20 protein-coding genes are annotated in these 24,515 nt (G+C 74.5%); 5 read left to right on the forward strand and 15 right to left on the reverse strand.

What is annotated here, in order from left to right; translation table 11 throughout:
* Window positions 1-31: 31 nt before the first annotated feature.
* The 6 genes from ACIPXM_RS35075 to ACIPXM_RS35100 all read right to left on the reverse strand — a co-directional run bounded on the left by ACIPXM_RS35075 (window position 32) and on the right by ACIPXM_RS35100 (window position 8,755).
* On the reverse strand, window positions 32-1,441 hold the full coding sequence (locus tag ACIPXM_RS35075) for a serine/threonine-protein kinase (protein ID WP_401664092.1): 1,410 nt from the start codon (window positions 1,439-1,441) through the stop codon (window positions 32-34).
* Window positions 1,442-1,446: 5 nt separating this feature from the next.
* Entirely contained in the window at window positions 1,447-2,259 is an 813-nt protein-coding gene (locus ACIPXM_RS35080; protein ID WP_401664094.1) for a serine/threonine protein kinase, read from the reverse strand.
* Window positions 2,260-2,403: 144 nt separating this feature from the next.
* Entirely contained in the window at window positions 2,404-4,548 is a 2,145-nt protein-coding gene (locus tag ACIPXM_RS35085; RefSeq protein ID WP_401664097.1) for a glycosyl hydrolase family 32, read from the reverse strand.
* A gap of 34 nt (window positions 4,549-4,582) precedes the next feature.
* Complete coding sequence (locus ACIPXM_RS35090; protein WP_401664141.1) at window positions 4,583-5,971, reverse strand: hypothetical protein; 1,389 nt, start codon at window positions 5,969-5,971, stop codon at window positions 4,583-4,585.
* A gap of 178 nt (window positions 5,972-6,149) precedes the next feature.
* On the reverse strand, window positions 6,150-7,748 hold the full coding sequence (locus ACIPXM_RS35095) for a peptidoglycan DD-metalloendopeptidase family protein (RefSeq protein WP_401664099.1): 1,599 nt from the start codon (window positions 7,746-7,748) through the stop codon (window positions 6,150-6,152).
* A gap of 17 nt (window positions 7,749-7,765) precedes the next feature.
* Window positions 7,766-8,755 carry an alpha/beta hydrolase gene (locus ACIPXM_RS35100; protein WP_401664101.1) on the reverse strand — a complete coding sequence of 330 codons (990 nt, stop codon included), beginning with the start codon at window positions 8,753-8,755 and terminating at the stop codon, window positions 7,766-7,768.
* Between the two features lie 305 nt (window positions 8,756-9,060).
* On the opposite strand from ACIPXM_RS35100, the gene ACIPXM_RS35105 reads away from it, so the two are divergent.
* A complete protein-coding gene (locus ACIPXM_RS35105) occupies window positions 9,061-9,777 on the forward strand; it encodes a flavodoxin family protein (protein WP_401664103.1) in 717 nt (238 codons plus the stop codon).
* A 130-nt stretch (window positions 9,778-9,907) separates the two neighbouring features.
* Window positions 9,908-10,477, forward strand: coding sequence for an SMI1/KNR4 family protein (locus ACIPXM_RS35110; RefSeq protein WP_401664106.1), 570 nt, complete (start codon window positions 9,908-9,910; stop codon window positions 10,475-10,477).
* Between the two features lie 19 nt (window positions 10,478-10,496).
* Here ACIPXM_RS35110 and ACIPXM_RS35115 read toward each other — a convergent pair whose 3' ends face one another.
* Window positions 10,497-11,171 carry a GntR family transcriptional regulator gene (locus ACIPXM_RS35115; RefSeq protein WP_401664108.1) on the reverse strand — a complete coding sequence of 225 codons (675 nt, stop codon included), beginning with the start codon at window positions 11,169-11,171 and terminating at the stop codon, window positions 10,497-10,499.
* A gap of 390 nt (window positions 11,172-11,561) precedes the next feature.
* Between ACIPXM_RS35115 and ACIPXM_RS35120 the strand changes: the two genes are divergently transcribed.
* A complete protein-coding gene (locus tag ACIPXM_RS35120) occupies window positions 11,562-12,896 on the forward strand; it encodes a VWA domain-containing protein (protein WP_401664111.1) in 1,335 nt (444 codons plus the stop codon).
* Window positions 12,896-13,744, forward strand: a complete 849-nt coding sequence (locus ACIPXM_RS35125; RefSeq protein WP_401664114.1) for a hypothetical protein — start codon at window positions 12,896-12,898, stop codon at window positions 13,742-13,744. The genes ACIPXM_RS35120 and ACIPXM_RS35125 overlap by 1 nt, the downstream gene beginning before the upstream one ends.
* Window positions 13,745-13,862: 118 nt before the next feature.
* Here ACIPXM_RS35125 and ACIPXM_RS35130 read toward each other — a convergent pair whose 3' ends face one another.
* The 8 genes from ACIPXM_RS35130 to ACIPXM_RS35165 form a co-directional block, all read right to left on the reverse strand.
* Window positions 13,863-14,540, reverse strand: a complete 678-nt coding sequence (locus ACIPXM_RS35130; RefSeq protein ID WP_401664116.1) for a response regulator — start codon at window positions 14,538-14,540, stop codon at window positions 13,863-13,865.
* The gene (locus ACIPXM_RS35135; protein WP_401664119.1) at window positions 14,537-16,129 is read right to left on the reverse strand and encodes a sensor histidine kinase; all 1,593 of its coding nucleotides are present in this window, start codon (window positions 16,127-16,129) and stop codon (window positions 14,537-14,539) included. The genes ACIPXM_RS35130 and ACIPXM_RS35135 overlap by 4 nt, the downstream gene beginning before the upstream one ends.
* Entirely contained in the window at window positions 16,122-17,321 is a 1,200-nt protein-coding gene (locus ACIPXM_RS35140; RefSeq protein ID WP_401664122.1) for an acyltransferase, read from the reverse strand. The genes ACIPXM_RS35135 and ACIPXM_RS35140 overlap by 8 nt, the downstream gene beginning before the upstream one ends.
* On the reverse strand, window positions 17,314-18,492 hold the full coding sequence (locus ACIPXM_RS35145) for an alpha/beta hydrolase (RefSeq protein WP_401664124.1): 1,179 nt from the start codon (window positions 18,490-18,492) through the stop codon (window positions 17,314-17,316). Before ACIPXM_RS35145 ends, ACIPXM_RS35140 begins: the two co-directional genes overlap by 8 nt.
* Window positions 18,493-18,636: 144 nt before the next feature.
* Window positions 18,637-19,440, reverse strand: a complete 804-nt coding sequence (locus ACIPXM_RS35150; RefSeq protein WP_401664127.1) for an ABC transporter ATP-binding protein — start codon at window positions 19,438-19,440, stop codon at window positions 18,637-18,639.
* Between the two features lie 123 nt (window positions 19,441-19,563).
* The gene (locus ACIPXM_RS35155) at window positions 19,564-20,229 is read right to left on the reverse strand and encodes a maleylpyruvate isomerase N-terminal domain-containing protein (protein ID WP_401664130.1); all 666 of its coding nucleotides are present in this window, start codon (window positions 20,227-20,229) and stop codon (window positions 19,564-19,566) included.
* Window positions 20,230-20,310: 81 nt separating this feature from the next.
* Window positions 20,311-20,790: a (2Fe-2S)-binding protein gene (locus ACIPXM_RS35160; RefSeq protein WP_401664132.1), complete on the reverse strand. Its 480-nt coding sequence runs from the start codon at window positions 20,788-20,790 to the stop codon at window positions 20,311-20,313.
* Between the two features lie 110 nt (window positions 20,791-20,900).
* Window positions 20,901-23,297, reverse strand: a complete 2,397-nt coding sequence (locus tag ACIPXM_RS35165; protein WP_401664135.1) for a molybdopterin cofactor-binding domain-containing protein — start codon at window positions 23,295-23,297, stop codon at window positions 20,901-20,903.
* A 223-nt stretch (window positions 23,298-23,520) separates the two neighbouring features.
* On the opposite strand from ACIPXM_RS35165, the gene ACIPXM_RS35170 reads away from it, so the two are divergent.
* Window positions 23,521-24,330: an NADPH-dependent F420 reductase gene (locus ACIPXM_RS35170; RefSeq protein ID WP_401664138.1), complete on the forward strand. Its 810-nt coding sequence runs from the start codon at window positions 23,521-23,523 to the stop codon at window positions 24,328-24,330.
* Window positions 24,331-24,515: the final 185 nt, after the last annotated feature.

A 24,515-nucleotide genomic window follows, 5' to 3' on the forward strand; every position in this document is an offset into this window, starting at 1 on the left:
CCTGTCCCCGGACCGAAGCGACGGCACCGCTTCAGGGACAGGGCGGCAGGTCCGGGCGGTCCTTGGTGCGGACGGCGGGCAGCCAGGCGGTCGCCGCCCGGTCGGGCCCCGGCAGCCGCACCCGGTACCAGACCGTGGAGGTCAGGTCCTCCTCGTCGATGATCGGCTTGCCCCGGGCGAGCCGGCACTCGGCGTCGAGGACGTCGCCGTGCCAGACCCGGGTCGGCACCACGTTCTCCGCCGTGTACGCGCGGCGCGGGTCGACGGCGAGGCCGAGGCTGCACTGCGGTTCCCGGTCCGTACGGCCCTGGCAGCCGCGCTCGGCGTTGAACACCCGGATGCCGGCCGGCCCGGCGGCCGGGGCGCCGCGCCCCGGACCATGGGTGCCGGAGGCGTCCGCCGCGTACCACCAGAGCGCGCCGCCGCCGCCCGCGAGCAGACAGCCGACGAGGGTGAGCAGCGCGGCGCGCGTCCCGCGGCGTCGGCGCGGCGGGGCGGCGGGCTGTTCGGTACGGATCCGGGCCAGCAGGCTGTCGGCGGTGTGCGGCGCCCGGGCGGTGTGGCCGGGGGCCAGGCAGTCGGCGGCCAGGGCGCGCCAGAACTCCGGCAGGGCGTGGTCCATACGCAGTGCGGCGCGGCCCTCGGCGTACTCCTGGACGGCCGCCCCGCGCTGGGTGGGGGTGGCGCCGGGGAACGGGGAGGCCCCGGCGGCGAACACCTCGTGGATCACGATGCCGAGCGCCCAGATGTCGGCGGTCGGTCTGATCCGGACGCCGTGCTCGCCGAGCGGTTCCTTCCAGCGCTCCGGCGGCAGGTAGTCGAGGGTGCCCATCGGGGCGGCGTAGCCGTGGGTGCCGGTGAGTTCGATGGCGAAGCCGAAGTCGGAGAGCCGGACCTCGCCGTCGTCGCCGACGAGCACGTTCTCCGGTTTGAGGTCGGTGTGCACCCAGCCGGAGCCGTGCAGATGGGCGAGGCCCTCGCAGATCCCGGTGACGATCCGGGCGCCCCGCGCCGCGTCGATGCCGGTGTGCAGCAACTCCCGCAGGCTGCACCGGGCGCGTTCCATGACGAGGACGATCGCGCCGTCCAGGGCGGGGAGTCCGGGGGCGGCGAGAACCAGGGTGTCCAGGAGCCGCACGAGCCGGGGGTGCGGGGCGGTGCGGGCGAGCGCGACCTCGCGGCGGGCGGCCTCGGCGACCTTGCGGGCCTGGTGCGGGCCGAGTCCGGCGGTCGGCAGGACCTTGAGGGCGGCCTCGGCGGGCCCTTCGGCGGCGCCGCCCGTGGACCCTTCACCGGGGCCGTCCGCCGCGCGGGCCGCGTACACCGTCGCCCAACCGCCGCTGCCGATGGGCTCGGTGACGATCCAGTCGCCCACCCGGTGGCCGGGCGGCAGCAGTTGGGTCTCCTCACCCGCCCAGGAGGCGGTCCGGTCCGACGCCACCGGGGTCACGCCTGCCGTCCGGGCTCGGCACTTCCCGTCGCGGGTTCGGCGGCGCCCGGGCTCTCCGCGGTCCTGGCGGGCAGCAGCGCCAGGTGTTCCTCGCGGACGATGCCGAACTTCAGCGCGACGCCGACGACGGCCTCCCGCTTGCCGCTGCGCCGGTCCGCGCGGGCCGCCGGGTCGGGGGCGGGCGCGCCGATCCGGAGCTTCTCGTCGGCGAGGTAGTCGAGGTGCGAACTCACCGCGCGGGCGGTGAGCCTGGCGCAGCCCGGGTGGCCGCGCAGCCGGTCCACGACCTGCGGTGTGGTCGGCACGGCGACGGGCGACTCGTCGCGCAGCCAGGGTTCGCAGAGGGCGACGAGGACCAGGAAGTACGTGGCGGTCTCGTCCAGGGAGTAGGCGGTGAGGGTACGGCTCTCCCAGGAGCCGCCGGTGGCGTGCGGGTCCAGGTAGACGTGGTCGGGCGCGAACACCTGGAAGGACACCGGGGGTTCGCGGCGGGACGGCAGCACCACCCGGGAGAACTCGAAGGGGATGGGCGCGCCGACGCGGCGCGGCGGCACCCGCAGGTACTCGCCCGCGCCCTCCGGGTTCTCCACCAGGTAGCCGTGGGTGGCGGAGAGGTTGGTCAGCTGCCAGTGGTCGTCGGTCGCGCGGATCTCTCCGGCGAGCCGGGACACCGCCTCGTCGTCGAGGCGGAGTCCGACCGGGGTGGCCGCCGAGCCGCGGCCGAACCGCACCCGCTCGCCCGGCCCGAGGCGGAGGGTGACGGCGTCGGTGCCGTGGCCCTCCGGAAGATGGACGACTATCCCGCGCACCGCTCCCCCGTCCCGTGTCCGTCCTTCTTTCGCAGCCCCGCACGTTACCGCCGGGGCACGGCGACGCACCGAGCGGCCTCGGCCGCTTCGGCTGAAAAAGGAGGGTGCGGAAGGAGGACGCGGGTGGGCCCGGCGGGCCGCCGCTCAGTACGTGACGGCCCCCGCTCGCAGGGGTGCGACGGCCACGTCGCCGAAGGCGGCCCAGGGCTGCCAGCCCGCGCTGGGCCGGACCTGGAACCGGGTGCGTATCCGGCCCTCGGCGGTGACGGCGAAGAGGTGGATCCGGCCGGTGGCGTCGGCGGTGGCGGACGGCGGGCCCGCGTAGCGGACGCCGGGTTCGCCGAAGTCCTCGCCGAAGGTGCCGGTGGGCGACCAGGCGCCGCCGGGGGTGGCCTGCCAGCGGTGGCCGAGGCGTTCGCCGCCCGGGGAGAGGGTGAACGCCTCCAGGCGGCCGTCGGCGCTGGGCACGAGCAGCGGGGCGGCGGTCGACCAGTCCAGGAGCGGCTCCCACCCGTCCCAGCCGCCGCTGGGCGCGGACTGACGGCGGTGGAAGGCGCCCGTTCCGGACGGGGCGACGGCGCTGACGTCGAGCCGTCCCGTACCGTCGCGGCCGATCCGCGGGGCGGCGCCCGCGGCGGTGCCGAACCGTGTCCAGGCGCTCCAGGCGCCGCCCGGGGTGGCCTGCCAGCGGTGCCGGAGCTCGGCGCCGCCGGGGGCGAGCGCGAAGGCTTCGAGACGGCCGTCGGCGTTGACGCCGACGACGGGCGGGGCGCCGACCGGGCCGAGGCCGAAGTCGCCCTCCCAGGGCTCCCAGGTGGCAGCGCCGGGCGCGGTCTGGCGGCGGCGGGCGAGCCGGGTGCCGGCCGGGCCGAGGGCGAAGACCTCCAGGCGGCCGTCGGCGTTGCGGACGACGGCGGGCGCGGACCCGGCCTCGCTGCCGAACCACTCCCATTCGCCCCAGCCGCCGTCCTGGCGCTGCACCCGGTGGTGGAGGGCGGCGCCGTCGGGGGCGAGCGAGAACAGTTCGAGGCGGCCGTCGGCGTTGCGGCCGAGGGTGGGGACGGCCCCGGCGGGGCCGCCGAACGGTTGCCAGTCGCCCCAGGTGTCGGTGCCGGGGTCGGTCTGGGTCCGGACCAGCATCGACCGGTCGCCGGCGGCGAGCGCGAAGACGGTGAGGCGGCCGAGGACGTCGACGGCGGCGACCGGGTTGTCGGGGCTCTGCCAGAACGGCGGGATGTCGCGCATGGCGAGCGGCGCGAGCGCGAGTCCTTCGCGGAACCATCCGGCGGCGCTGACCCAGGTCTGTTCCCCGTCGGTGACGACCTCGGAGGCGTGACCGGGCACGTGGCCCGCCCAGCCGTCGAGGGTGAACCGGAACGGGTCGCGGGAGGCGAGGACGTCGGTGCCCTCGTAGCCGCCGCGCGGTCCGACGAAGAGGTGGTACCAGCCGTCGCGTTCCAGGACGAAGGGCGATTCGGTGACGGAGACGCCCTCGGCGCGGTTCGACGGGTCGGCGTAGGCGATGCCCGGATCCGACCGCCAGTCTGTCAGGTCGGTGGTCCGCCGGTACGCGACGACGTGCCGTCCGTCCGCCGTCTCGTCCGTGTAGTACATGACCCATTCGGCGCCGATCCGCAGGACCATCGGGTCGCGGGCGGCGATGCCCCGGAACAGCGGGCCGCCGGGGTGGCGGGTCCAGGTGAAGAGGTCGGTGGAGGTGGCGAGGTTGATCGCGGCCTTCCCGGCGGGGCCGCCCGCCGCGTAGAACATCCAGTATCTGCCGCCGGACGCGATGACGTGCGGGGCCCACAGGTGTTCCTCGCCGCCGCCCTGCCCCGCGCCGTACGCGGCGTCGACGGTGAGCGCGTCGAGGTGCGGGGTCCAGGGGCCCTGGAGGGTGGGGGCCGAGGCGTGGGCGAAGTGGATCTCGGTGGCGCTGTCCGGGGCCCGGCCGGGCTCCGCGCTGTCGCCGACGATGCTGAACAGGTGCCAGTCGCCGTCGGTGGCGCGGATCAGCGAGTGGTCGTTGAAGTAGCGGCGGCGGCCGGGGGCGGACGCCTCGCACACCTGGGTGAAGGGTCCGGCGCCGAACCATCGATGCGGCGCCGCTGCGGCGGCGGCCGGGGCGCCGGTCGCCGCCGCGGGTCCGGGGGCCGGGCCGGGGGCGGGCGCGGCGGCGGGGGTGGTGGCGTGGGCGGGGGTGGCGTCCAGGACACGCGCGGTGAGCGGGAGCCCGAGGGCTCCCGCTCCGGCCGCGCGCAGCAGACGCCGTCTGCTGATCGGCTGCACAGGGTGTTCCGCTCCAGGAGGGACCCGGGTGGGGTCAGTTGACGGGTGGGCCCGATGTGGTGTTCAGCCAAGCCCACTCCGACCAGTTGGAGAAGTCGGTCTGCCAGCGGTGGTAGACCCCGGCGGAGCTGGTCCCGAAGACCTCGATGCGGCCGTCGGCGTTGGCGGCGGTGCTGATCTCGGTGCCGCCGGTGCCGAAGGAGACCCACTCCCCGTAGGGGGCGTTCACCCCGCTCTGCCACATGTGCTGGGCGACGGTGCCGTTGATCGCGAAGACCTCGACCCGGCCGTCCGGCGAACGCTGGCTGGCGAGCTGGGCGTCGGCGGGGCCGCCGGTCGGCTCCCAGCCGGACCAGGTGGTCGGGTTGGTCTGATAGCGGTGGAACACCCCGACGGGACCCGAGGCGAAGACCTCGAGGCGCCCGTCCTGGTTGTGGTCGACGGTGAGGTCGTGACCGCCGCCGCCGAAGTCCTCCCACGCCGACCAGCCGCCGTTGACCGCCGTCTGGAACAGGTGCTGGAAGACATCGCCGTTCAGGGCGAAGACCTCAAGGCGCCCGTCGGGCGACTTCTCCATCTCGATCCGGCTGTTGGCCGGGCCGCCACCGGCCGGTTCCCAGCCCGCCCAGCCGCCGTTCGGCGCGTTCTGGTAGCGGTGGAACACCCCGACCGGACCGGAGGCGAAGACTTCGAGACGCCCGTCGCCGTTGCTGCCGACCGCGATGTCCCGGCCACCGCCGCCGAAGTCCTCCCAGCCCGACCAGCCGCCGGACGGCTGGAGCTGGTAGCGGTGCTGGAAGGTGTTGTTGTTGATGGCGAAGAGCTCAAGCCGGCCGTCGGCGTTGGGGCCGATGGCCAGCTCGGCGCCGCCGGGGCCGCCGAGCCGCTCCCACTCCGACCAGGCACCGCTCGGGCTGAGCTGCCAGGCGTGGTGGATGCCGTCCGCCCCGGCCGCGAACGCCTCAAGACGGCCGTCGGCGGACCGCGCCGACACCACCCGGCCGGACTCCCCGGGGAAGACCAGCGGCCCGGGTCCGGGTCCGGGGTTGCCGAGGCGGTCGGCGGCGGCGCGCGCCTCGTCCATGTGCCGCCAGTGCGCACCGGCGGTGTAGGTGGACCACTGGTCCCAGTCGGTGCCGCCGGAGGAGATCCGGAACGCGGCGTCGGCGTTGCACTGCGCGTCGTAGGCGCAGGCGTCGTCGACCTCGCTGTGCCAGTGGTCGTTGATCTGCCAGAGCCCGCGGTCCCTGGAGGGCGGGGTGTTGTTCGTCACGTTGGTGGCGCCGGGGTTGCAGCTGGACTCGGCGAGCGCGACGGCGATGGCGGTGACCAGGCCGTCGCCGCGGAAGCCCGCCTGGTAGCCGACCTGCGCGCAGAGGTCGCTCGACGCGGCGTACGCGGGGGTGGCGGCGGTGCCGGTCATGATCCCGGCCGCGACGCAGAGGGCGGCGAGGCCGGACAGGACGGCGCGGAGCGGCCGCCGGCCGCCGCGTACGCCGGGCGGACGGTTGCTTCTGCGGGCGCGGGGCGTACTGCCGAGCGCCCGGAACGTGGTGCGCACCTGCTGTCTCCTCGTTCGATTCGGTTGACCGCGGGACCGGTCAGCTGACCGCGGGGCCGGATGTGGTGTTGAGCCAGACCCAGTCGGCCCAGTGGGAGAAGTCGGTCTGCCAGCGGTGGTAGACCCCGGCGGAGCTGCTGCCGAAGACCTCGATACGGCCGTCGGCGTTGGCGACGGCCGTGATCTCGGAGCCGCCCGTGCCGAAGGACGTCCAGTCGCTGTAGGGGGCGTTGAGGCCGCTCTGCCACATGTGCTGGGCGACGGTGCCGTTGATGGCGAAGACCTCGACCCGGCCGTCCGCCGTCCGCTGGCTGCTGAGTTGGGCGTCGGCGGGACCGCCGGTCGGCTCCCAGCCGGACCAGGTGGTCGGGTTGGTCTGATAGCGGTGGAACACCCCGACAGGGCCCGAGGCGAACACTTCGAGACGGCCGTCCTGGTTGTGATCCACCGTCAGATCGCGGCCACCGCCGCCGAAGTCCTCCCAGGCCGACCAGCCGCCGTTGACCGCCGTCTGGAACAGGTGCTGGAAGACATCACCGTTCAGGGCGAAGACCTCGAGACGGCCGTCGGGCGACTTCTCCATCTCGATCCGGCTGTTGGCGGGGCCACCGCCCGCGGGCTCCCAGCCCGCCCAGCCGCCGTTCGGCGCGCTCTGGTAACGGTGGAACACCCCGACCGGACCCGAGGCGAACACCTCAAGGCGTCCGTCGCCATTGCTGCCGACCGCGATGTCCCGGCCACCACCCCCGAAGTCCTCCCAGCCCGACCAGCCGCCCGACGGCTGGAGCTGATAACGGTGCTGGAAAGTCCCGTTGTTGATGGCGAAGAGCTCAAGCCGGCCGTCCGCGTTGGGGCCGATCGCCAGCTCCGCGCCGCCGGGGCCACCGAGCCGCTCCCACTCCGACCAGGCACCGCTCGGGCTGAGCTGCCACGCGTGGTGGACACCGTCCGCCCCGGCCGCGAAGACCTCCAGACGGCCGTCGGACGAACGCGCCGACACGACACGGCCGGACTCGGCCGGGTGGGTGAGCGGGGCGGGCTGCGGGCCGGGGCCGGTGCCCGGGACGCAGGGCATCTCGGGGATGCCGCGGTCCGCGAGGTACGGGATGGGGTCGACGCGGACGCTCGCGCCCGGGTCGCCCCAGACCCGCAGGTGCAGATGGACCCCGGTGGTGTCGTTGCCCTCGTTGCCCATGAGCGCGATCTGCTGCCCCGCGACGACGTGGTCGCCCTGCTGGACGTCCCGCCGGTACATGTGGCCGTACTCGGTGATGGTGCCGTCCGGGTGCAGGATGCGGATCCACTGGCCGTAGCCCGACTCGTACCCGGAGATGATCACCTCGCCGTCCCCGACGGCGTAGATGGGGGTGCCGAGGTCGTGGGCGATGTCGATGCCGTTGTGCGACGAGCTGTAGTACTGGGTGATGATGCCGGTGGTGGGGCAGGCGGCGGCGTACCCGGCGGCCCGGGCCGGGGCGGCGGCGGCCGGTGCGGCGAGGCCCGGCAGGGCGAGACCGATCAGGCCGAGGACACCGGCCAGGGCGATCAGCGGCCGGACACCGCGCGGCCCCCGGGGGCCCTGCGGCCCCCTGAGGGCGCGAAGCCGCCCGAGCCTCGCGAGGAGAGAAGTCGGTGACATGGGTCCGTGTCCTCCCGTCACGCCTTGCGCAGCCGGCCGATGATGCCGTCGATGTCGCGCTGCATCAGGTCGTGGCGGATGAAGTGACCGCCGGGCACCTCGTACGACTCGTGCGGGATCCCGGCCCGGTCGAGCAGGCCGCGGAACTCGCGCTGTCCGGCGAGGACCTGGGTCTCGTTGACGGTGTCGAACCAGCTGACGGGGTCGGGGCTGGTGCCCGCGACCAGGAAGACGCGCTTGTTGCGGTAGCTCTCGATGCGCTGCACCGGGTTGTCGGCGTTCACCCGTGCCTCGTCCCAGAACGGCGCGCCGTAGATGGTGCCGCCGCCGAGGTCGAGAGCGCCGGCCGAGGCGTTCGCCCAGTGGCCGACGAGGCCGCCGTCGCGGCGCAGGCTGGCCGGGCCGGAGTGGGCGCTGACGGAGGCGAAGTGGCCGTAGTACTTGGCGGCGTACTTGAGCGCGCCGAAGCCGCCCATGGAGAACCCGGCGACGGCGCGGCCGTCGTACTCCGCGAAGGTACGGAAGTTGGCCTCGACCCACGGCAGCAGCTGGTTGATGTGGAAGTGCTCCCAGTTGCGGGGGCCGGTGTTGGAGCTGACCGGGTTGGAGTACCAGCCCGCGTGGCCGCCGTCGGGCATGACGACGATGATCGGCCGCCCGGCGGTCCAGGCGCGGATGCCCTCGCGGTCGAAGGTGATGAAGTCCTGGTCGGTGCCGCCGCCGTGGAACAGGTAGAGCACCGGGTAGGTGCGGCCGCTCCAGTGGTAGTCGTCCGGGAGCAGCACGTTCACGGCCGGGTTCCAGCCGATGGCGGAGGTCTGGAAGCGGTAGTACCACATGCGGGCGTCGGCCTCGTTGCGCTCCACGATGCGCAGGCCGAAGCCGTCGTCGGCGGCGGACGCGGTGGGCGCCGAGGCGAGCACACCGCCCGCGCCGAGGGCGAGCGCGGCGCCGAGTCCGCCTGCGGACCTGAGGACGCTCCTGCGGGTGGGCTGGTTCGCGGTCAACGTGGCCTCCTGGGGCGAGGGTCGGCGGCGGCCCGGTCCGGTCCGCCGTCGTGTGTCGGGCGGTTCGGAAGCTAGGCGGCCCGGCACCCCGCGCGGAATCCGGAACCTTCCGGAATGACGTCCGGCTCGCTGATGGGCTAGGCGTGGTGTGGGCTGGGACCGGTGCGGGCTGCGCCGGACGGGGTCCGGGGGCGGGCCGGTGCGGGGTGTCGCACCGGCGCGCCGGGCCCTGCCCGTACAGGGTGGAGGGGTTCCGCACCCGTCCCCCGTGCGCCCGCGTACGTCCCCGCCCCAGGAGCCCGCCGATGGACTCGTCCGCGTACCGTTACGACGATCTCAGCGCCCTCTTCGTCAACTGCACCCTCAAGCGCTCGCCCGAGGTGTCCCACACGGAGGGTCTGATCGAGCGCAGCCGTGAGGTGATGGCCGCGCAGGGGGTGACGACCTCGCTGGTGCGGGCCGTCGACCACGACATCGCGACCGGGGTGTGGCCGGACATGACCGAGCACGGCTGGGCGTCGGACGCCTGGCCGGGGCTGTACGAGCAGGTGATGGCCGCGGACATCCTCGTGCTTTGCGGGCCGATCTGGCTCGGTGACAACAGCTCGGTGATGAAGCGGGTGATCGAGCGGCTGTACGCGTGCTCGTCGCTGCTCAACGAGCAGGGCCAGTACGCGTACTACGGGCGGGTCGGCGGCTGTCTGATCACCGGCAACGAGGACGGCGTCAAGCACTGCGCGATGAACGTCCTGTACAGCCTCCAGCACCTGGGCTATTCCATCCCGCCACAGGCGGACGCGGGCTGGATCGGCGAGGCGGGGCCCGGACCCTCGTACCTGGACCCGGGCTCGGGCGGCCCCGAGAACGACTTCACCAACCGCAACACGTCGTTCATGGCCTGGAACCTGATGCACCTGGGCGCGCTCCTCAAGCGCTCCGGCGGCATCCCGGCGCACGGCAACCAGCGCTCGGTGTGGGACGCGGGCTGCCGCCCGGACTTCGCCAACCCCGAGCACCGCTGAGGGGACGGGCCCGGCGGGCCCAGCAGGCCCAGCAGGCCCGGGAGGCGGCCAGCTCGCGAGAAGGGCGGCACACCTGCTCGACGTACCATCCCTGCGGACGGAGGGATCCCCGTGGAGAGGACCGAGGGCGATGAGTGTGGCGGAGAGCTGGTCGCGCGTGATGGGGCTGCTCCGGGAGCACGCGCCGGCCGATCACGCGGATCTGCCGGGGCCCGCCTCGGAGCGGATGCTCGCGGCGGCCGAGGAACGGATGGGGATCGCCCTGCACGGGGACCTGCGGACCTGGCTGTCGCAGAACAGTCTGGATCTGCCGGACGAGGACTTCGACGACGACGTGATGTGCTGCGGCTTCGACGGGTTCCCCGACGAGGGAAGCTTCTTCCTCGGCGTCCGGGCGATGGAGCGGCTCTACGCGAACCGCGCCACGTCCGTCGGATTCGATCCTCCGGACCAGCCGGACGATCCGTTCTGGCGCAACGAGTGGATCCCGTTCCTGTCGGACCGGGACGGCTGGTCGGGAAAGTTCGTCGATGTACGGGACGGGCGCGTCGGCAGCTGGTTCGTGGGCGGGCCCACCGTCACGGGCGAGTACGCGTCGATGGCCGAGTACTTCGACTCCGTGGCGCGGACGCTGACGAGGATCGCGGCCGGGAGCTCCCCGGTGAGCACGTTCGCCGACGGTCGGCTCGTCTGGTCGTGAGACGGTTCCGGCGGCGCCGTCAGCTCTCGAAGAGCAGGCGCAGCGCGACCTCGCGGTAGAAGCGGACGTGGTGCAGGGCGAGCCGTTCGGCCGCGTCCGCGTCGGCCGCGCCGATCGCCTCGTACAGCAGGCGGTGTTCCTCCCAGAGCGGGCCGGGCTCGTCGACCTGCTGGAACAGCCAGCGCAGCCGGCCCTCCAGGGATTCGAGGGAGCTGACCAGGAGGTCGTTGCGCGACATCCGGACGATCTTCGCGTGGAAGGCGGCGTTGGCCCGGGACAGCCGCTCGGGCCCGCCCTCGTCGGTCGCGGCGCGAGCCTCGGCGAGGAGGAGGGCGAGGGCGGCGAGTTCGGCCGGGGTGCGCCGTTCGGAGGCGCGGCGCACGGCCAGTACCTCCAGGGCCTCGCGCATGTCGAAGAGGTTCTCGACGTCCTGGCGGGTCATCTCGCGGACCACGATCCGGCGCGGCGACACCGCCTGCAGGAATCCCTCGCCGAGCAGGATCCGGATGGCCTCGCGCACCGGCACCCGTGAGACGCCGAAGTCCTCCGCGACGTCCCGCTCCACCAGCCGGTCGCCGGGCTTCAGGCGTCCGGTGATGATGCGGTCACGCAGCCCTTCGCAGACCTGGTCGCGGAGCCAGCCGCGGCCCTCGGATGCGGGTGCGGCGGTCTCGGCCTCCCGTGTCCCGGTCATGAGTCCTCCTGTGTCGTTCACCTCACGTTATGCCACGTGGCGGGCGGTGCGGGCGCGCGGGTGGTGCGATGCGGGTCACGGGGGCGGCGGTGGGGCCCGGGCCGCCCTCGGGTGGGTGGCGGAGCGCGGCCCGGGCGCCCACGCCGGGCACGGGGCGCGGACCCGCCGAGGCCACGCCGAGGCCGCGCCGAGGGGACGGGCGGGGCGCGCTCGAAGCCTCTCCGAGGTTCTCCCGACGCCCTCCCGACGCCCTCCCGACGCCCGCCGGATTCCATCCGGACGCCCGCCGGACGTCACGCGGACGCACACCCTCCGCCCGCCTGACTCCCCCTCACCCGCCTTCCCCGGCCCCGTTTTGGATCTCCGGCGGATCCTCCCTACGATCCTCCGATGATCACGAGAAAACGGTGGGCGACCGGTGTCTGCGCGCTGCTCGCCGCCCTGACCGTCGGGCTCGGCCCGGCCACCCTCTCCCCCGCCTGGGCCGACACCGGCCCCTCCGCCTCCGCCGACGGTTCCACCGGCGCCGACAACCAGCCGGGGACGCCCAAGGAGGCCCCGAAGGTCGAGCTGGTGCTCGACGTCAGCGGCTCGATGCGGAAACGCGACATAGACGGCCAGTCCCGGATGTCCGCGGCCAAGTCGGCCTTCAACGAGGTCCTCGACGCGGTGCCGCAGGAGGTGCGGCTCGGCATCCGGACGCTCGGCGCCGACTATCCGGGGCAGGACCGCAAGCGCGGCTGCCAGGACACCCGGCAGCTGTACCCGGTCGGGCCGCTCGACCGGACCGAGGCCAAGACGGCCGTCGCCACCCTCGCCCCGACCGGCTGGACCCCGATCGGCCCCGCGCTGCTCGGGGCGGCGGAGGACCTGAAGGGCGGCGAGGCGACCAAGCGGATCGTGCTCATCACGGACGGCGAGGACACCTGCGCCCCGCTGGACCCGTGCGAGGTGGCGCGTGACATCGCCGCCCGGGGCATCCATCTGGTCATCGACACCCTGGGCCTGGTGCCGGACGTCAAGACCCGGCGTCAGCTGATGTGCATCGCCGAGGCCACCGGCGGTACCTACACCTCCGTGCACCGCACCGAGGAACTGTCGGGCCGGGTACGTCAGTTGGTGGTCCGGGCCGCCGACCCGGTGGTCACCCCGGTCGCCACCGACGGCGCCGCGCGCTGCGCGGACGCCCCCGCGCTCGAGCCGGGTCTCTACACCGACCGGCAGGTCTTCGGGCAGCACCGCTTCTACCGGGTCGACGTGCTGCCGGGGCAGGAGCTGCGCGCCTCGGTCAGCGTGTCCGCCGACCGGGCGGTGAACGACGACTACGGCGTGCTGCTGCGGGCTGTCACCACCCACGGCCGGGAGATCGTGCGCGGCTCGGAGGCGGGCGACGGGCGCACCGACGTCATCTCGACGGGTCTGCGCTACCCGAAGAAGGACGACCAGGAGGCCCTGGACGACGACACCAAGCCGGCCGCCGAGACGGTCTGCCTGCAGGTCAGCAACTCCTTCTCGGCGCCGCCGTCGGTGAAGACCACGCCCGGTATGCCGATCGAGCTGGCCATCGACGTGGTCGACGGTCCTGACTCGGCGTCCGACGTGGCCTCGTTCGGGCTCGGCCGCGGCTGGTGGCTGCTGGGCGCGCTCGTCCTCGCCGGTTTCCTCGGCGGTCTGATCTGGGGCTGGGTGTCCCGTTGGCGCGTCGCGATCTGGAGGACCAACTGATGCGGATCACCACGCGAAACGGCCGTACGGCGGGTGTCCTCGGCCGGGTGACCGGCGCGCTCGCGCTCGCGGGCGCCGTGCTGCTCGGCCCGGCCGCCCCCTCCGGCCTGGCCGACACGGCGACGCCGAGCCCGAGCGGCAGCGGTGCGACCTCGGGTGCGGAGGCCGGACCGACGGAGGCCGGTACGTCGTTCCGTACCGCCGCGTTCTTCCGGCAGGGCCAGCAGGCCACGGCCCAGGCGTCCACCGGTGACTACCTGTACTGGGTGTTCCCGGCCGACACCGGCCAGCGGCCGACGGTCACCGCCACGGTCACGCTGCCGGACAGCGCGCAGCGGCACGGTGCCTCGGCGTGGCGGATCGACGTGTACGACGGGCTGCGCAGGCGGCAGCCGTGCATGTACGGGACCCAGTCCAGGTCGGCGGCGAAGGAGACGGCGACGGTCGAACTCGCCTGTGTGCTGCGGCCGGTACGGGCCGCGGCCGACGCCTGGTCCGACGACCCGTTGCCGGGCAGCTACTTCGTCCGGCTGACGGTCACCGGGCTGCCCGAGGAGGACGCGGGCCAGCCCTTCTCGGCCCGGATCGGCGCCGACTCCCGTGAGATGAGCGGCGCGTACGCGACGGACGGCGCCCTCGCGGTGCCGCTCGTGCCGGGCGCGACGACTCCGGAGACGGTGGAGGCGCGGGCGCCCGAGGACGGCTGGGCGTCCGGCTGGTGGTCCGACCGCTGGCTGTGGACCGGCGCGGGCGGTGTGCTCGCCGCCCTCGCGGGCATCGGCGGCTACATCCTGACCCGCGGCTCGGGCCGCCCGTCCCGTACGGGCGTCCCGCCGATGACCGGCTGACGGCCGGTTGATACCGGGGTCTCGGCCCCGCGCCCTGTCGGCCCCCGCAGCCCTCGCGCCGCGGGGGCCGACGCATGCCCGCCCTCACCCGGTGCCGTGCGTGCCGTACGGGCCGGGGTCAGCGGGCGCCGGGGCGGACCAGACCGGTCTCGTACGCGTGCACCGCGGCCTGGGTGCGGTCCCGCAGGGACAGCTTGGTGAGGATCCGGCTCACATACGTCTTCACGGTCTGCTCGGCGACGACCAGGCGCGCCGCGATCTCGGCGTTCGACAGACCGTGCGCGATGAGCGTGAGGACCTCGGTCTCCCGCTCGGTGAGGGTGCCCACCCGGTCCCGCATCGGCGCCCTCGGCGCCGTGTCGAGCCGGGCGAACTCGGCGATGAGCCGCTTGGTGATGTTCGGCGCCAGCAGTCCGTCGCCGCGCGCCACCACCCGTACCGCCTGGGCCAGTTCCTCCGCCGACGCGTCCTTGAGGAGGAAGCCGGAGGCGCCCGCGCGCAGCGCCTCGTAGACGTACTCGTCGAGGTCGAAGGTGGTGAGCACGAGCACCTTCGCGAGGGTGCCGCCGTCGGCCGCGGTGAGGGCGCGGGTGGCCTCGATGCCGCCGGTCCCGGGCATCCGGATGTCCATCAGGACGACGTCGGGGGCGAGTTCGGCGACCTTGGTGATCGCTTCGGCGCCGTCGACCGCCTGGCCGACGACCTCGATGTCCGGTTCCGCGTTCAGGAGCACGGTGAAGCCCTGCCGGACCATCATCTGGTCGTCGGCGATGAGCACTCTGATGGGCGCGGTCATGAACCGTCCTTGTGGGTGGGCGTGCGGGCGGCGGGGGCCGCCGGGGGCGCGGGGGCGGATGGGGGTACGGGTACGGATCGCGGTACGGGTACGGGCAGGGTGGCCGTCACGTCCCAGCCGCCGTCCGGGGTGGGCCCCGCGGCGAGTTCGCCACCGAGCATCGCGGCGCGCTCCCGCATCCCGAGCAGCCCGTGGCCCGGTTCGCCCGCCGCACGCGCCGCCCCCGGCCGGTCGGGCGCGCGGGTCGGGGCGGTGTTGGTGACCCGTACGGTGAGTCCGGCCCGCTGGTGATGGACGGTGACGGTGGCGCGGGCGCCGGGCGCGTGGCGGATCACGTTGCTCAGCGCCTCCTGCACGATCCGGTACGCGGAGAGCTCGACGCCCGGCGACAACGGGCGTCGCTCACCGATGAGTTCGGCGGTGACGTCGAGCCCGGCGGCCCGCACGTTGGCGAGGAGTTCACCGAGCCGGTCGAGCGTGGGCTGCGGGGCGTACCGTACCCCCGCGGCCCGGTCACCGGCCGCGCCCCCCTCGCCCGTCGTGTCACCCCGCAACACGCCCAGCACGCGCCGGAGTTCGGTGAGCGCGTCGACGGCGTTCTGCCGGATCCCGGCGAGGTTCTCGCGGAGTTCCGGGGACGGGTCGGCGACCAGGTGCGGGGCGACCTGCGCCTGGATGGAGATGACGGACATGTGGTGGGCGACGACGTCGTGCAACTCGCGGGCGATCCGGCCGCGTTCCTCCAGGAGGGCGCGCCGGGCGCGTTCCTCGGCGGTCAGTTCCTCCTGCTGGACCAGGCGGGTGCGGGACACCCGGGTGGCGCGCAGGGCGGAGCCGACGAGGGTGGCGGCGGTGAAGACGACCGCGCCGACGGCGAACACCGGCGGATGCGGGACCCCGTACGGCGGCACCGCGCCGAAGCCGGTGAGCAGGGTGACGCCGAGCGCCGTCGCGGCGGCGAGCGGCCGGACCCGCAGGGCGAGCAGGAGCAGCACAAGACCGTGCAGGGCGACGGACGCGTCGGACCAGGGCCAGGACCCGCCCCAGGCGCGCTCGGTGAGGGCCGCGGTCAGCCACAGCGACGCCGTGGACAGCCACCAGGCCGCGGCGGGGCGGACCAGGGCGAGCACGGGCGCGGCGCCGATGCCGAGCACGCAGAGGCCGGTGAGGCCGGGGAGCGGGCCGACGGCGTGTTCGTACAGGTTCCGGTTCCACAGCCCGACGATGAGGCAGAGGAGGGCCAGATGGGCGTGCGGGAGCCAGCTGAGGTGGCGGTGGCGCGGCAGCGGGTCGCGGCGGCCGGGCGCCAGGTCGGCGCGCAGCACGGCAGCCGCGGTGCGCAGCAGCGCACGGCCCGAAGGCGCGGTGCCGGAGTGGCCGCCGCTGCGGTCGGCCAGCGGGGTACCGCCCGCATCCCTCTGGCCCTCGCCCCCGCCCTCGCAGGAAGCGGTGTTCCGGGCGCCGCCCGACGCGCGCCGTCCTCGTACCCGGTCCCCCACCGTGCCCTGCCCCCGTCCCCCGTGTTCGATCTTGTCGTACGTGTCCACATCATCGCGTGCGCGGGCGCTCCGGCCCAACTCCCTAGACACCTCGTGCCTCCGTACGGTGCTCGGGCCGCCGGGCGCCCGCGCCGCCGTGCTGGGTGCGGGCGGGACGCTCGTACGGGTGGAAGACGGCGACGCAGGCCAGCAGCCCGCACAGGAACACCGGCAGCCAGCCGAGCCGGGCGAGCACCCAGGCGTAGTCGTCCGGGACGGTGTGGAGGCCGGTGAGCGGGCCGTGGCCGCGCCGGTCGGCGGCGAGGAGTCCGGCGGCGGTGACGGCGATCATCGCCGTCTGGTGCCACAGGAACACGGTCATGGCCACGAGGTTGAGCAGGGCGACGGCCGCCCAGGCGGCGGGCCGCCGCAGGACGCGGCGCAGCGGGCCGAGCAGCAGGAGGGCGCCGCCGCACTGGGCGAGGCCGAACGTGACGGCGGCGAGGGTCGGCGGGTTGAGGTTGGAGACCGGCGCGCCGGGCACGCCGACCATCGAGCCGGGGTAACCCGCGAAGGCGACCAGGAGTCCGGTGGCGGTGGCGCCGCCGAGCAGCAGCGCCCAGGCGGCGGGTTTCGGGAGCGGGCCGCGTCGGGCGAGCAGGGTGCCGAGGCAGTACGGGACGAGCCAGCCGGCCGGCAGGTTCAGCCAGCCGATCCAGGACCCGAGCCAGGTCCCGGGCCAGGGCGGTCCGTCGAGGGCGAAGCGGACGAGGTCGACGTGGAGGACGACCGCGAGCGGCCACAGCGGGTGGATCCGGGCGATCAGCGGGGTGGCGGCGGTGAGCGCGGCGAGCACCAGCAGGAACCACAGCGGGGAGAGCACCAGGGTGCCGAGGGTGTGCACGGTCCGCCAGGGCACGCCGCAGCCGAGCAGCACCACGGTGGCGACGCCCCAGACCGCGAGCAGCGGCACGACCGGCCGGAACAGGCGGCCGATGCGGCCGGCGATCCAGCTCCGGTCGCTCACGCCACGGGCCCGGGCCGCCGCGTGACCGCGGGCGGCGACCTGGCCGCCGACCAGGAAGAAGACGGCGAGGGTCTGGAACAGCCAGGAGACCGGGGTCAGTTCGGGCAGGTGGCCGAGCGGGCTCTCGACGTGCAGGGTGCCGCTGTCGGCGACGAGCGCGGTGACCAGCCAGTGGCCGAGGACCACGCCGAGGATGGCGAGGGCGCGCAGCGCGTCGAGGGCCCGGTCGCGGCCGGGCGGGGTGGACGCGTCGATGCGGCGGGCGAGTTCACGCATCGGTGGGCTCCCGCCCCGTGACGTCGGCGGATTCCCGCCCCGTGGCGTCGACGGGCTGCCGCCCCGCCGCGTCGGCGGGCGGCCGGTCCGAACTGTCGGTGGGCTGCCGCCCGGTGACGATCCGGGCCAGGTTGCGCAGCGGTACGGAGCCGGGCGCGAGGTAGTCGCTGTGGCCGCCGCCGCCCGCGGCGAAGCGCCGGGCGCCGAAGGCCGGGTCCACCGGGTCCGTACCGAAGCCGAGTTCGCCCGGCCCGGTGGTGAACGGCGGCAGCGGCAGGCGGAGATGGGGCACGCCGCCGATCCAGTCGCCGTCCGCGCGCCCGGCCCAGACGGCGGCCCGGGTGCGCAGTCCCGCCGCGTCGTCGAAGCCGGTGCCGGGGCTGCCGTACAGGACGATCGCGTCTGCGGGCGTCCCGGCGGCGGCGCGGGCGCAGACGACGGAGCCGTACGAGTGGCAGAGCAGCGTGATGCGGGCGTCGGGGCGGATCCGGCGCAGCTCGGTGACGAAGGCGCGGAGCGCGGGCGCGGCCTGTTCGGCGCGGCCGGTGGTGAGGGAGGCGGCGCTGCCGGTGGCGGGGGTGCGGTAGCCGAGCCAGCCGATGACGGCGGGGGTGCCGGTCCCGGAGGTGGCGGGGGTCGGGAGGCTGTCGCGCGGGGTCGGGCGGAGGGCGTGGTGGAGGGCTCGGGCACCGGAGCGGAAGCGGGCGTAGCGGTCCAGGTCGGTGTCGGCGCCGGGGACGAGGACGGCGATCCGGTCGGCGCGGGCGAGGTCGCCGACCACCTCGGCGGCGCGGCCGCCGTCGCGGCCGTCGAAGGCGAGGAAGTGTCTGCCGGGCCCGGCCATGGTGTGCAGGGCCCGGGCCCGCTGGTGGGCCCCGTGGGTGTCGGCGGTGCGCTCGGCGGCGGTGACGGCGGTGCGGGTGGCGGCGTAGCGGGCGTCGAGCTGGGCGGCGAGGTCGCGGGGGCTTGTGGTGGTGAGCGCGGGGAGCGGTGGGGGTGCGGGTGCCGGTACCTCGGCGGGGCGGGCGGCGCCGACGAGCGGCAGCGCGACGGCCGCCGTCACGCAGGCGGCGAGCAGTGCGCGCCGGAGGCGGGGGGCGCGGCGCTCGGCACGGGCGGCGGCGGGACCGGTGATGCGGGTGGTGCGGTCGGTGCGGGTGAGCGGCATCATGGGGCGGGTCCTTCCGTAGCGGGGTTCGTTCCGCTACGGAAAGTAGGAATCGCGGGCTGTGGTCGGCGTCCCTCCAGGGAGCCAATCGCACGGGTAGCTCTCAGGTATGACGGGTGCTCGGTGTCGTCCGGTGCGCGCGGCCGGTCAGGGGGCCGGGACGCGCGGGCGGGCCCGTACCGACCAGCGCCCGTCGGCCCGGTCCAGGGTGAGCGGCAGCCCGAAGCAGGCGCCGACGAGTTCGGCGGAGAGCACGTCCACCACCGGGCCCTGGGCGAGGGCGCGGCCGTCGCGCAGGAGGAGGGCGTGGCTGGTGGCCGTGGGCAGTTCCTCCATGTGGTGGGTGACGAGGACGGTCGCGAGCGCGGGATGGGCGGCGGCGAGCGCGTCGAGGGCGGTGAGGAGCTGTTCGCGGCCGGGCAGGTCGAGGCCGGTGGCGGGTTCGTCGAGGAGCAGCAGCCGGGGTGCGGGCATCAGGGCCCGGGCGATGAGGGCGCGGCCGCGTTCACCCTGCGAGAGGGTGGGCCAGCGGGCGTCGGCGCGGGCGGTCAGGCCGAGGGTGGCGATGAGCTCGTCGGCCCGCCCGCGCTGTTCCTCGGTGGGCTGCCAACGGGGCGGCCGTTCCACGGAGTTGGTGAGGCCGGTGAGGACGACGTCGCGCAGCCGGGGTGCGGAGCGCAGCGGGTGGCGGGGGTTGACGTGGCCGATGTGGGCGCGCAGTCCGCGCAGGTCGGTGCGGCCGAGCCGGTGCCCGAGCACGTCGACCCGGCCCCGGGTGGGGTGGACCTGGGCGCCGAGGAGGCTGAGCAGGGTGGTCTTGCCCGCCCCGTTGGGCCCGAGCAGGGCCCAGTGTTCGCCGGGGTGGACGGTGAGCGAGACGTCGTCGAGCAGGGTGTTCCCGTCGCGGACGACGTGGACGGCGTCGGCGGTCAGGACAGGCGAGTGGTTCATCGGTCCGGGCTTCCTTCGTGGTGGGCGGGCGCGGGACCACCACGACCGGTCGGCCCCGTGACCGCGACCCGTGACCGCAGCTCGTGACCGCGGCCCGTGGCCGGGCGCGGGGCGGGCACGGGGTCAGCCCAGCGAGAGCGGGAACCGGACGCGCGCTCCGGTCGGCGGTTCGAGGAGGCGTTTCTCCGCCTCGCTCGGGGCGCGGCGGCCGGTTCCGACCAACAGGACGGCGGTGTCGGAGAGTTCGGCGGGGAAGGTGTCCCCGGCGATCCGCTCCAGGAGGGCGCGGGCCGCCGCCAGGGTCTCGGCGGGCGGTTCCGGGGCGTCCGTCAGATGGGCGACCAGATCCAGGTGGTGCAGCGTCCACTCCAGGATATAGGCGGTCAGGTAGTCGGCGACCAGCAGCACCTCCCCCTGGGTGGCGACCGGCGCCTTCGGGTCGGCGAGCGCCGCCGCCCGGCCCGCGGCGGCACCGACGTCGTCGAGGTGGAACTTCAGGAGCCCGGGGTCCTGGTAGGCGGCGGCGAGCCGCACGGTGAGCGCGTCCAGCGGGTCGTCGCCGGTCGGCGGGGTGTCCGAGACCGTCCAGTAGCTCGCGGCGTCGCGGGTGGGCGGGGCGGCGGCGGGCGTGGCGAGGGTGATCAGTACGTCCTGCGCGTCGATGACCAGATGGCAGACGAGATCGCGGACCAGCCAGCCGGTGCAGCCGGAGGGCCGGGCGAAGTCCTCGTCGGGGAGTTCGGCGATCGTGGCGCGCAGGGCGTCCCAGGCATGCGAGAAGTGCTCCACGCCCGCAAGCTACCAGCGGTACGGGCCCTGACCTTGCTTTTCGGCCAGGGCCCGGCGGCCCGAGGGGGGGTACTCGGCCGGTCAGTCCATCCGGCGGGCGCCCTCCTTGATGGCCCCGCGGATCCGGTGGTAGGTGCCGCAGCGGCAGATGTTGCGGATCTGGTCGAGGTCCGCTTCTCCTATCTCCCGCCCCGCCTCGTGGGCGCGGCGGACGGCGGCGACGGCGGCCATGATCTGGCCGGGCTGGCAGTAGCCGCACTGGGCCACGTCGATGTCGAGCCACGCCTCCTGCATGGGGTGCAGGTCCTGGCCGACGGTGGCCGGCAGGCCCTCGATGGTGGTGACCTCGTCGGCGTCGGCGAGGTCCTTCACCGGGACCGAACAGGGCGTGAACGCCTTTCCGTTGAGGTGACTCGTACAGGCTTTGCAGACGCCGACGCCGCAGCCGTACTTGGGTCCGGTGACGCCGAGGACGTCGCGGAGCACCCAGAGCAGACGGACGTCGTCCTCGACCTCCGCGGTGACGGCCTTGCCGTTGAGGATGAAGGTGTGCGTGGGCACGGTGGCTCCTGGTTCTGTGCGGGATGCGGGACGGTGCGCCGACGTGCGCGCGGGCTTCCGGGCGGGGGTACGGGCCGGTCCCCGGGAGGGGGTACGGCCGGGGGTACGGCTCACAGCGCGCGGGCACGGCCGTCGGTGGGGGCGGCGGGGATCGGCGGGACGGTCGGGGACGGCGTGAACGGCAGCGGCGCCGTGTGGTTGACCGGGAAGCTGGTCGGCATGGTGCCGGTGGCCCGGCCGTAGGCACAGGCGACGGCGGCCGCGGAGGCGGCGACGGCGAGTTCGCCCGCGCCGCCCGGCTGGTCGCCGGTGGACGGCATGACGACGATCTCCAGCTCGGGCGGGGTGTTCCACTGCCGGGTGTAGAAGTAGTTGTCCCAGCTGCTCTCCAGGAACGCGCCGTCCTTGAGGTGGAGGCTGGAGGTCAGGGTGAGGGCGATGCCGTCGGCGATGCCGCCCATCATCTGGGCTTCCAGGCCACGGGGGTTGACGGCGAGGCCGACGTCGACGGCGCAGACGACCTTGGTGACCCGGGGGCCCGTGCAGGCGTCCGGGATCTTGCGTCCGGTGGTCTGCGGGCGGCAGTCGATCTCGGCGAGGACGGCGACGAAGGAGTGGTACTCGGGGTGGATCGCGATGCCCTGCGCGGTGCCGGGCTCCATCCGCCGCCCCCAGTCGCCGAGTTCGGCGACCTTGTCGAGCACGGCCCGGGCGCGGGCGTCCTTCAGGAAGCGGCGCCGGAACGCCAGCGGGTCCTGCCCCATCCCGTCGGCGATCGCGTCGACGACGAGCTCCTGGGCGCAGCGCACGTTGGGCGAGTAGATGTTGCGCATCGACCCGGTGTTGAAGCCGTGGTCGACCTCGTTGAGCAGCTGGGTGGTCAGCCCGAAGTGGTAGGGGCTCGACACGGTGAGCTGGAACATCGTCTCGGAGAAGGTGAGGTTGGCGACCGGGAGTCTGGCCACCTCCGAGGTGATGATCTCGCCGACGCCGTGCCCGAAGTCGGTGGCGATCGAGGTGTGCCGCTGCTCGTACGTGAGGACCTCGCCGAGCGCGTACGTGGCGCGCACCCGCGAGGTGGCCATCGGGTGGGTACGGCCCTGGCGGAAGTCGTCGGTGCGGTGCCACATCAGCCGGACCGGCTTGCCCATGGCGCGGGAGATCTCGGCGGCCTCGCCCGCGGCGTCGTGGAAGAGCTTGCGGCCGAACGAGCCGCCGCCTTCGGTGACATGGACCTTCACGGCGCCGACCGGGAGGCCGAGCTGCAGCGCGATCTTCTCCTGGGCGACGATCGGGGACTTCAGGCTGGCCCAGATCTCGGCGGAGCCGGGGCGCACGTCGGCGACGGCGCAGTTGGTCTCCAGGGCGCCGTTGCTGGCGAAGTGGAAGGTGAAGCGGGCGTCGACGGACTTGGTGAGGAGGTCGAGCGCGGGCACGACGAGCGGGAGTTCGGCCTTGCGCAGCTTGTCCCGTACGGTCGCGTCGGAGGCGCCTTCGGCGGTGCCGGGTCCCCAGGTGACCTTGAGCGCGCGGACGGCGTCGATGCACTGACCGAAGGTGCGGGCGCGGACGGCGACGCCGGTGGAGACGGTGGCGACATCGGTGACGCCGGGCATCGCGGCGACCTCGGCGCGGTTGTCGACGGAGCGGACGGTGCCGTTGATGGTGGGCGGGCGGCAGACCATGGTGGGCAGGGCGCCGGGGACCTGGACGTCCATGGCGAACTTCTTGCGCCCGGTGACGGCGTCGAGGGCGTCGATCCGGCTCCGCGGGGTGCCGATGACCCGGAAGTCGCGGGCGTCCTTGAGGGTGACAGAAACCTGAGTGTCCGTCAGAGTCGCTGCCTTGACGGCGAGTTCACCGTAGCCGAGCTTGATTCCGGTGGCGGAGGTGATGACACCGGCCTTGGCGGTGAGGGTGGAGACGGCCGCGCCGAGTTCGAGGGCGGCGGCCCGCAGCAGCCGGCCGCGGGCGACGGCGGCGGCGACCCGGACCGGGGTGTAGGTGGAGACGGTGGTGTTGGAGCCGCCGGTCATCTGGTTGAAGAGCAGTTCGGGGCGGGCGTCGGCGAGCGTCACCCGGACCCGGTCGAGCGGCAGGTCCAGCTCCTCGGCGATGATCATCGCGGTGGAGGTGGTGATGCCCTGGCCGACCTCGGCGCGGGGCAGCGCGAAGTGGGCGGTGCCGTCCGGGTCGAGGCGGATGGTGATGAGGTTGGCCGTGGGCAGGGCGGCGATCGTGAGCAGGTCGTTCAGGTCCAGGATCTCGGAGGGCCCGGGGAGCGACGGGATCACGGCGGGGGCGACGGCCGGAGCGGCGGCGGGGACGGCGGCCGCCGCCGGGGTGGGCGCGAGCGCCTGGACGCCGAGCTCGGCCGCGACCGTGAGGGTCGGCGCGGCGAGCACGTACCCGAGGAAGCGGCGTCTGCCGATGCCCCCGGGTGGCGCGGCGTCGTGACCGGTGCCGGAGTCCGGCCCGGGGCGGGAGGGGTGGTCCTGAGCTGCCATGAGGGGTGGCCTTTCGGTGTCTTCGTGCATTCGTGCATTCGTGTCTTCGGCGTATTCGGCGTATTCGGCGTGTTCGGTGACTTCGGTGACTTCGGTCTCTTCTGTGGTGGCCGGCGGCCTGCGTCACGCCTTTTGCGCCGTGCGGCTGTCGATGCGCCGGGGATGATCATCACCCGTCCGACGGGGCGCCGGGGCCGGTTCCACGGAGCCTTCACGCGCGCGCGTGCGCGGCGGCGGGACGGGAGAGCGGAGGGGCCGGAAAAAGTTCTCCGAGGGGTGGAATAGCACTTCGGGGACGCGGGTTGGGGACTGGTACGACGGCGATGGGCGCCGCCGCTCGCACAGCGCCGCAAGGCCGGAAGGAACCACGATGAAGATCGGGATCATCGGAGCAGGCAACATCGGCGGGAACCTCACCCGACGGCTGACCACCCTCGGGCACGAGGTCTCGGTGGCGAACTCGCGGGGTCCCGAGACCCTCGCCGCCCTCGCCGAGGAGACCGGCGCGACGCCGGTCACGGTGACGGAGGCCGCGCGGGGCGCGGAGATCGTGATCGTGACGGTGCCCCTGAAGGCGGTCCCGGACCTGCCGGAGGGACTGTTCGACGGAGCGGCGGAGGGCTTCGTCGTCATCGACACCCACAACTACTATCCGCGCGAGCGGGACGGCCGGATCGCCGCGATCGAGGACGAGGGCCTGACCGAGAGCCGCTGGATCGAACGCCACCTGGGCCACCCGGTGGTCAAGGCGTTCAACGGCACGTACGCCGTGGACATCCTGGAGCGGCCCCGTCCGGCCGGCGACCCCGAGCGCATGGCGCTGCCGGTCGCGGGCGACGACGAGATCGCGAAGAAGACGGTCCGCGCCCTGATCGACGAGCTGGGCTTCGACACGGTCGACGCGGGCGGCATCGACGACTCCTGGCGTCAGCAGCCCGACACCCCGGTCTACGGCCTGCAGGCGGGCGTGGACGCCGTCCGCCAGGCCCTGGCGGACGCCTCGCCGGAGCGCCCCGAGGGCTTCCGCGGCTGAGGCCGCCGGGAGGGCCGGGGCCCGCCCCCGCCGAGGGAGTTGCGGGGGGGGGGGGGGGGGGGGGGGGGGGGGGGGGGGGGGGGGGGGGGCGGCGGCGGCCGGGTCGCCGTCCGGGCCCAGGTACTGCCGCCAGTACCAGCGGGTGTGGGCGGTGGTGTGGAAGAACCCCTCGGCGTACGCGGTGG

It is taken from the genome of Streptomyces sp. NPDC090025 (assembly GCF_044748125.1).
Lineage (GTDB): Bacteria > Actinomycetota > Actinomycetes > Streptomycetales > Streptomycetaceae > Streptomyces.